This is a genomic window from Flavobacterium algoris (assembly GCF_048158525.1).
Lineage (GTDB): Bacteria > Bacteroidota > Bacteroidia > Flavobacteriales > Flavobacteriaceae > Flavobacterium > Flavobacterium algoris.
The window spans coordinates 1-5,448 of sequence record NZ_JBLNKT010000054.1; the positions used below are offsets into that span (position 1 = coordinate 1).

General features: G+C 47.3%; 2 tRNA genes and 3 rRNA genes. All 5 read left to right on the forward strand.

The features are described from left to right. Positions 1-159 precede the first annotated feature (159 nt). The 5 genes from ACM55I_RS16195 (at position 160) to rrf (ending at position 5,414) form a co-directional block, all read left to right on the forward strand. Positions 160-1,673: ribosomal RNA gene (locus tag ACM55I_RS16195) — 16S ribosomal RNA — on the forward strand. Positions 1,674-1,832: 159 nt separating this feature from the next. Continuing rightward, positions 1,833-1,906 (forward strand) — tRNA-Ile (locus tag ACM55I_RS16200). A gap of 107 nt (positions 1,907-2,013) precedes the next feature. Continuing rightward, positions 2,014-2,087 (forward strand) — tRNA-Ala (locus ACM55I_RS16205). A gap of 190 nt (positions 2,088-2,277) precedes the next feature. Then, positions 2,278-5,161, forward strand: a 23S ribosomal RNA gene (locus ACM55I_RS16210). Positions 5,162-5,304: 143 nt separating this feature from the next. Beyond that, a 5S ribosomal RNA gene (gene rrf / locus ACM55I_RS16215) occupies positions 5,305-5,414 on the forward strand. The 16S, 23S and 5S rRNA genes sit together here with 2 tRNA genes alongside, the layout of an rRNA operon. Positions 5,415-5,448 lie beyond the last annotated feature (34 nt).

Genomic DNA, 5,448 nt, shown 5'->3' on the forward strand with positions numbered 1-5,448 from the left:
AAAAACAAGCAGAACACGTTCCTAGACATATTGAATTGACAGCCGTTTTGAAAGAGATTTCAAGACAAAAGAATAAGAGTAATAGAATCGAGAGATTTGAAAAAACCACTAGAATTTAGTCGAATAACAATAGCTTGAAGTAATTCAAGCAGACAATATACGATGAAGAGTTTGATCCTGGCTCAGGATGAACGCTAGCGGCAGGCTTAACACATGCAAGTCGAGGGGTATGCTTCTTCGGGAGCAGAGACCGGCGCACGGGTGCGTAACGCGTATGCAATCTACCTTTCACAAAGGGATAGCCCAGAGAAATTTGGATTAATACCTTATAGTATATAGAGTTGGCATCAACACTATATTAAAGATTTATCGGTGAAAGATGAGCATGCGTCCCATTAGCTAGTTGGTAAGGTAACGGCTTACCAAGGCTACGATGGGTAGGGGTCCTGAGAGGGAGATCCCCCACACTGGTACTGAGACACGGACCAGACTCCTACGGGAGGCAGCAGTGAGGAATATTGGACAATGGGCGCAAGCCTGATCCAGCCATGCCGCGTGCAGGATGACGGTCCTATGGATTGTAAACTGCTTTTGTACAGGAAGAAACAGTTCTACGTGTAGAACCTTGACGGTACTGTAAGAATAAGGATCGGCTAACTCCGTGCCAGCAGCCGCGGTAATACGGAGGATCCAAGCGTTATCCGGAATCATTGGGTTTAAAGGGTCCGTAGGCGGTCAGATAAGTCAGTGGTGAAAGCCCATCGCTCAACGGTGGAACGGCCATTGATACTGTCTGACTTGAATTATTAGGAAGTAACTAGAATATGTAGTGTAGCGGTGAAATGCTTAGAGATTACATGGAATACCAATTGCGAAGGCAGGTTACTACTAATTGATTGACGCTGATGGACGAAAGCGTGGGTAGCGAACAGGATTAGATACCCTGGTAGTCCACGCCGTAAACGATGGATACTAGCTGTTGGGAGCAATCTCAGTGGCTAAGCGAAAGTGATAAGTATCCCACCTGGGGAGTACGTTCGCAAGAATGAAACTCAAAGGAATTGACGGGGGCCCGCACAAGCGGTGGAGCATGTGGTTTAATTCGATGATACGCGAGGAACCTTACCAAGGCTTAAATGTAGATTGACCGGTTTGGAAACAGACTTTTCGCAAGACAATTTACAAGGTGCTGCATGGTTGTCGTCAGCTCGTGCCGTGAGGTGTCAGGTTAAGTCCTATAACGAGCGCAACCCCTGTTGTTAGTTGCCAGCGAGTCATGTCGGGAACTCTAACAAGACTGCCAGTGCAAACTGCGAGGAAGGTGGGGATGACGTCAAATCATCACGGCCCTTACGCCTTGGGCTACACACGTGCTACAATGGCCGGTACAGAGAGCAGCCACTGGGCGACCAGGAGCGAATCTATAAAACCGGTCACAGTTCGGATCGGAGTCTGCAACTCGACTCCGTGAAGCTGGAATCGCTAGTAATCGGATATCAGCCATGATCCGGTGAATACGTTCCCGGGCCTTGTACACACCGCCCGTCAAGCCATGGAAGCTGGGGGTGCCTGAAGTCGGTGACCGCAAGGAGCTGCCTAGGGTAAAACTGGTAACTAGGGCTAAGTCGTAACAAGGTAGCCGTACCGGAAGGTGCGGCTGGAACACCTCCTTTCTAGAGCCCGAATGTTAGTTGTGCAAACAACACTTTTGGGAAAGAAGACGAAAGTTCGAATGGAAACAAATGTTAAAATTTTATTACTCTTGCTGTTAGTTCAAATAATACACGTAGAGAAGTTGCAGAGCAACGACTTTACTTTTAAGTAATAAAGAGTGTCTCGTAGCTCAGCTGGTTAGAGTACTACACTGATAATGTAGGGGTCGACAGTTCGAGTCTGTCCGAGACAACTATTTTAGGCTTAAAAAAAGGAAATTTTAGAAGAAGAGTGAAATCACGTTTAGGTGAGCACGTTATCCAACTGCAAACTGCGACTGATAACTGTAAACTAAAAAACGGGGGATTAGCTCAGCTGGCTAGAGCGCCTGCCTTGCACGCAGGAGGTCAACGGTTCGACTCCGTTATTCTCCACAAAAAGAGTGATCAGCTTACAGTGGTCAGTACTCAGTTTCGACTGAATACTAAAAACTGAACACTGAACACTACTTTAAAGTTCATTGACATATTGAGATAAGAAAATAATAAAAAGTAGAAAGCATTTTTTGCTTGTTTATTTATAGGCAAGTAAAAGAAACGGCACATTTTAACTAATGTGTTGGTACAATAAGCAAAATAAGGGCGTATGGGGGATGCCTTGGCTCTCAGAGGCGATGAAAGGCGTGATAAGCTGCGAAAAGTTACGGGGATTGGCACACACGATATGATCCGTAAATACCTGAATGGGGCAACCCACTATGTTGAAGACATAGTACACCGATAGGTGGGCAAACCCGCTGAACTGAAACATCTAAGTAGGCGGAGGAGAAGAAAACAAAAGTGATTCCGTAAGTAGTGGCGAGCGAACGCGGATTAGCCCAAACCAATGTTGTTACGGCAATATTGGGGTTGTAGGACCACGTTATTTGTTGCGGATAGAATTAGAATCTACTGGAAAGTAGAGCCAAAGAAGGTGATAGCCCTGTATAAGTAATAGAAGATAACGATAGTGGTATCCTGAGTAGGGCGGGACACGAGAAATCCTGTCTGAATTTGGCGGGACCATCCGCTAAGGCTAAATACTCCTGAGAGACCGATAGTGAACCAGTACCGTGAGGGAAAGGTGAAAAGAACCGTGAATAACGGAGTGAAATAGATCCTGAAACCATACGCTTACAAGCGGTCGGAGCCCTTTCGTGGGGTGACGGCGTGCCTTTTGCATAATGAGCCTACGAGTTAACGTTGCTGGCAAGGATAAGTGGTTAAGCCACGGATCCGTAGCGAAAGCGAGTCTGAATAGGGCGCTTTAGTCAGTAGTGTTAGACGCGAAACCGTGTGATCTACCCATGGGCAGGATGAAGCGCTGGTAACACAGTGTGGAGGTCCGAACCGGTTGACGTTGAAAAGTCTTCGGATGACCTGTGGGTAGGGGTGAAAGGCCAATCAAACTCGGAAATAGCTCGTACTCCCCGAAATGCATTTAGGTGCAGCGTTAGTTATAAAGTTATATAGAGGTAGAGCTACTGATTGGATGCGGGGGCTTCACCGCCTACCAATTCCTGACAAACTCCGAATGCTATATAATGTTCACTAACAGTGAGGGCTTGGGTGCTAAGGTCCAAGTCCGAGAGGGAAAGAACCCAGACCATCAGCTAAGGTCCCCAAATATACGCTAAGTTGAAAGAACGAGGTTTGTCTGCCCAGACAGCTAGGATGTTGGCTTGGAAGCAGCCATTCATTTAAAGAGTGCGTAACAGCTCACTAGTCGAGCGGACGAGCATGGATAATAATCGGGCATAAGCGTATTACCGAAGCTATGGATTTGTAATTTATTACAAGTGGTAGGGGAGCATTCTAACAGGGTAGAAGGTGTATCGTAAGGTATGCTGGACTGGTTAGAAAAGAAAATGTAGGCATAAGTAACGATAATGCGGGCGAGAAACCCGCACACCGAAAGACTAAGGTTTCCACAGCTATGCTAATCAGCTGTGGGTTAGTCGGGACCTAAGGCGAACCCGAAAGGGACAGTCGATGGACAACGGGTTAATATTCCCGTACTAGTTATTACTGTGATGGGGTGACGGAGTGATGAAAGCGCCGCGAACTGACGGAATAGTTCGTTGAAGTACCTACCTATAAGCTGCGCAGGCAAATCCACGCGGCTTGGGGAAATACGATAGTACTCGGAGACTTCGGTTGAAGAGATAGTGCGCCTAAGGGCTTCCAAGAAAAACCTCTAAACTTCAGGTAATAAGTACCCGTACCGCAAACCGACACAGGTAGTCGAGGAGAGAATCCTAAGGTGCTCGAGAGATTCATGGCTAAGGAATTAGGCAAAATAGACCCGTAACTTCGGGAGAAGGGTCGCCAGCAGCAATGCTGGCCGCAGTGAAGAGGTCCAGGCGACTGTTTATCAAAAACACAGGGCTCTGCAAAATCGTAAGATGAAGTATAGGGCCTGACACCTGCCCGGTGCTGGAAGGTTAAGTGGAGATGTTATCTTCGGAGAAGCATTGAAATGAAGCCCCAGTAAACGGCGGCCGTAACTATAACGGTCCTAAGGTAGCGAAATTCCTTGTCGGGTAAGTTCCGACCTGCACGAATGGTGTAACGATCTGGACACTGTCTCAGCCATGAGCTCGGTGAAATTGTAGTAGCGGTGAAGATGCCGCTTACCCGCAGTGGGACGAAAAGACCCTGTGCACCTTTACTATAGCTTAGTATTGACCTTGGACAAATGATGTGTAGGATAGGTTGGAGACTGTGAAGTGGCGTCGCTAGGCGTTGTGGAGTCATTGTTGAAATACAACCCTTTGTTTGTCTGAGGCCTAACCCCGTAATGCGGGGGACATTGCTTGGTGGGTAGTTTGACTGGGGTGGTCGCCTCCAAAAGAGTAACGGAGGCTTCTAAAGGTTCCCTCAGTACGCTTGGTAACCGTGCGTAGAGTGCAATGGCATAAGGGAGCTTGACTGAGAGACATACAGGTCGATCAGGTACGAAAGTAGAGCATAGTGATCCGGTGGTTCCGCATGGAAGGGCCATCGCTCAAAGGATAAAAGGTACGCCGGGGATAACAGGCTGATCTCCCCCAAGAGCTCATATCGACGGGGGGGTTTGGCACCTCGATGTCGGCTCGTCACATCCTGGGGCTGGAGAAGGTCCCAAGGGTTGGGCTGTTCGCCCATTAAAGTGGCACGCGAGCTGGGTTCAGAACGTCGTGAGACAGTTCGGTCTCTATCTACTGTGGGCGCAAGAAATTTGAGTGGATCTGATTCTAGTACGAGAGGACCGAATTGGACAAACCTCTAGTGTATCTGTTGTCACGCCAGTGGCATCGCAGAGTAGCTACGTTTGGAAGGGATAAGCGCTGAAAGCATATAAGCGCGAAACCCACCACAAGATGAGATTTCTTTTAAGGGTCGTAGGAGATGACTACGTTGATAGGCTATAGATGTAAAGGCAGTAATGTCATAGTCGAGTAGTACTAATAACCCGTAAGCTTATGTACGCTTTTCCCCGGGGTAACCCGGGGAAGAAACTTTCTCAACACTTTTTATTTTCTTTATCTCAGTATGTTAAGATATTATGTAATTGATGTTTATAAAAAAATAAACAACATTACAGTAATTGCCCAAAGCAATTATAACCTCTTAAGGTGGTTATTGCGGCGGGGCTCACCTCTTCCCATCCCGAACAGAGTAGTTAAGCCCGCCTGCGCAGATGGTACTGCAGTTATGTGGGAGAGTATGTCGTCGCCTTTCTTTGAAAACCCTGTTCTAACGAACGGGGTTTTTT